The sequence below is a fragment of the Nitratireductor sp. ZSWI3 genome (assembly GCF_024655565.1).
Lineage (GTDB): Bacteria > Pseudomonadota > Alphaproteobacteria > Rhizobiales > Rhizobiaceae > Nitratireductor.
Genome location: NZ_JANKOF010000184.1, coordinates 1 through 2,836, shown reverse-complemented (window position 1 = coordinate 2,836; position 2,836 = coordinate 1). Strand labels below are relative to the sequence as shown.

At 66.2% G+C, this 2,836-nt stretch carries 4 protein-coding genes; 3 read left to right on the top strand and 1 reads right to left on the bottom strand.

Going from position 1 to position 2,836, the window contains the following annotated elements:
* On the top strand, positions 1–233 hold a 233-nt coding region (locus tag NUU27_RS25235; RefSeq protein ID WP_257765045.1), incomplete at its 5' end, for a nicotinate-nucleotide--dimethylbenzimidazole phosphoribosyltransferase.
* Between the two features lie 2 nt (positions 234–235).
* On the top strand, positions 236–994 hold the full coding sequence (cobF, locus tag NUU27_RS25230) for a precorrin-6A synthase (deacetylating) (protein ID WP_257765044.1): 759 nt from the start codon (positions 236–238) through the stop codon (positions 992–994).
* 31 nt (positions 995–1,025) lie between these two features.
* Here the strand turns inward: cobF and NUU27_RS25225 are convergent, their stop codons facing one another.
* Positions 1,026–1,466: an RbsD/FucU family protein gene (locus NUU27_RS25225; protein WP_257765043.1), complete on the bottom strand. Its 441-nt coding sequence runs from the start codon at positions 1,464–1,466 to the stop codon at positions 1,026–1,028.
* Between the two features lie 128 nt (positions 1,467–1,594).
* Here NUU27_RS25225 and NUU27_RS25220 point away from each other — a divergent pair, with 128 nt between their 5' ends.
* Positions 1,595–2,719 (top strand): extracellular solute-binding protein, encoded by a 1,125-nt coding sequence (locus NUU27_RS25220; RefSeq protein WP_257765042.1) that lies wholly within the window; start codon positions 1,595–1,597, stop codon positions 2,717–2,719.
* Positions 2,720–2,836 lie beyond the last annotated feature (117 nt).

Genomic DNA, 2,836 nt, shown 5'->3' with positions numbered 1-2,836 from the left:
CGCTTGCCCGGCTCAGCGCCGGCGGCCTGGCGCATGCCATGGCTGGCCATGTCTCGGCCGAGCCGGGCCATCGCAAGCTGCTCGCCGCCCTCGGCCTTGCGCCGCTGCTCGACCTCGGCATGCGGCTGGGCGAGGCTTCCGGCGCCTGCCTGGCGGTCAACCTCCTGCGCGGCGCGCTCGCCTGCCACAACGGGATGGCGACCTTCGCCGAGGCGGGAGTATCCGAAAGCTAGCCATGCGAAAACTTTCGATCATCGGCATCGGCACCGGCAATCCTGATCACATGACGGTTCAGGGCATCAACGCCCTGAACCGCGCCGAAGTGATCCTGATCCCGCGCAAGGGAGAGGCCAAGGAGGATCTGGCGGACCTGCGGCGCGCCATCTGCGAACGGTTCCTCGGCAACGCCGCCGCCCGCATCGTCGAGTTCGATCTGCCGGTGCGCGATGCGGGCGATCCTTCCTACCGGCGGGGCGTCGACGACTGGCACGCGGCGATCGCCCGGCTCTACGCCGGGCTTCTGGCCGAGCATACGGGCGAGGACGGCCATGCGGCATTTCTCGTCTGGGGCGACCCCTCGCTCTATGACAGCACGCTGCGCATCGTCGAGCGGCTGCAGGCGCAGACCGGCATCGCGCTCGCGCTCGAGGTGGTGCCCGGCATCACCAGCCTGCAGGCCCTGGCGGCAAGCCACCGGATGCCGCTCAACACGATCGGCGGGGCGATCCACATCACCACCGGCCGGCGCCTGCGGGCCGAAGGTTTTCCGGACAACGCCGACACGGTGCTCGTCATGCTCGACGGTGCCTGCGCCTTCCGCGAGCTCGACGGCGCGGTCTACGACATTCACTGGGGCGCCTATCTCGGCACACAGCACGAGATCGTCATCGCCGGCCGGCTCGCCGATGTCGGCGGGGAGATCGTCGAGGCGCGTGCCGCCGCCCGCCGTGCCCGCGGCTGGATCATGGACACCTATCTGCTGCGCCGGCGCTGACGATGCCCGAAGCCGCCCTTCAAGCCTCCCGTCAGGCTTCTTCAGGCGGCAGGACGCCCTTCTTCAGGATGACGTTGCCGTAGAGCCGGCGCTCACCGGTCTGGATGACGGCGAAGGCGTTGCGCGACCGCTCGTAGAAGGCGAAGCGCTCGAGCGGGCGGATGCGTGTCGGGTTGTCGGCCACCTTGTCGATCACCTCCTGGAACTCCGCTACGACAGGAGGAATGCCCTCCGGGTCGTCGACCATCTGCATGCTGACGGCCGGGTGGTTGACGAAGGTGTCGAGCGGCAAGACGCTGAGCACGGCAGCGAGCACGCGCGGTGCGTCCATGCCGTCGAGCCGGATCAGATGCCGGGCGCTCGATTCGCCGGGAAAGTTGGCGTCGACGATGACGATTTCGTCGCCATGACCCATCGCGCGAAGCGTGTACAACAGGTCGGGGGAAAGGATCGGGTCGAGACCGCGCAGCATTCATTCTCCTCCATTCGAGCCGGCAAAGGGGACACGCGCTTTTTTGTTGCCGCGCGTTCATCGCGTTGTAACATAGCCGGAATAACCGCTGCGATCATCAACGCATCGGAACAAGGGGAGTGCTTTTCATGACTTCGATCAAAAGACGCAGTTTCATCAAGGGAGCGGCATCCGTCGCGGGCATGTCGCTCGCCGCCCCGTTCATCTCGCGCTCCTATGCGCAGGGCTCCTCGGGCTCGGTCAACATCTTCGCCTGGGCCGGCTACATCAACGACGAAATGCTGGCCGCCTTCGAGAAGGCCACCGGCATCAAGGCCAAGTACACCCCTTACGGCACCAATGACGAGCTCCTGAACCAGCTTCGCGCCAACAATGGCGGCGGCTTCGACATCATCTGGCCGACGGTCGACCGCGTGCCGAACTATGTCGAGTTCGAGCTGGTGCAGCCGATCGACGAAGCCAAGGTCGACGTCGACAAATGCCTGCCGAGCGCCTGGAAGAATTCCGAGAACCTCGGCGCGGTGATCGACGGCAAGCGCTACCAGGTGCCGACCGACTGGGGCACGGAAGCGATCTCCTTCGACAAGGACCAGGCTCCGCTCGAATACGGCACGGCCTCTTATGGCGACATCTGGAAGCCCGAGATGAAGGGCAAGGCCACGGTGCGCGGCCATTCGGGCCTCGTCGGCCTGGGGCTCTGGCTCGAGGCCGAGGGCAAGCTGCCGATGCCGATGGCCGATGCCTTCACGTCGGAAGAGAACATGGTCAAGATCTACGACGTGATCGTCGCCGAGGCGATCGCCCGCAAGGCCAACATCGCCCAGTTCTGGTCGAATGAGAACGAGGCGCAGGGCGCCTTCCGCGTCAATGGCTGCGCCATCGGCCAGACCTGGGATTCCACCGCGGCGGCGCTCGCCAAGGAAGGTCTGCCGGTCAGCTTCATCGCGCCGAAGGAGGGTGCGCTCGCCTGGATGGAAGGCGTGGCGATCCCCAAGGGCGCGGAGAATCTCGACCAGGCCTACGCCTTCATCAACTGGTTCCTGACCCCGGAAGCCGGTGCCATGTACACCAACGCCACGTCGATCAACTCCACCGCGGTGGGCGCGGCCGACCTGACCTCGGACGATGCCAAGGCCTTCTTCGCCGCGGCCTATCCGGACGATGCGCTCGACAAATTGTGGTGGTGGCCGATCCAGGAAAGCTGGTTCGTCGCCAAGCGCAACGAATACCAGGACCGTTTCCTGTCGGCCTGAGGCTGTCATGACGGGCGACGTTAGCGCCCGCCCCTCATCCGCCTGCCGGCACCTTCTCCCCGCAGGCGGGGAGAAGGAGGATGGCCGCAACGTGGGCGACCCCCTCTCCCCGTTCAC

What these genes read in the sequence shown, in the direction of transcription:
- NUU27_RS25225 (WP_257765043.1), bottom strand. Translation starts at nt 1,466, where the DNA reads ATGCTGCGCGGTCTCGACCCGATCCTTTCCCCCGACCTGTTGTACACG.
- cobF (WP_257765044.1), top strand. Translation starts at nt 236, where the DNA reads ATGCGAAAACTTTCGATCATCGGCATCGGCACCGGCAATCCTGATCAC.
- NUU27_RS25220 (WP_257765042.1), top strand. Translation starts at nt 1,595, where the DNA reads ATGACTTCGATCAAAAGACGCAGTTTCATCAAGGGAGCGGCATCCGTC.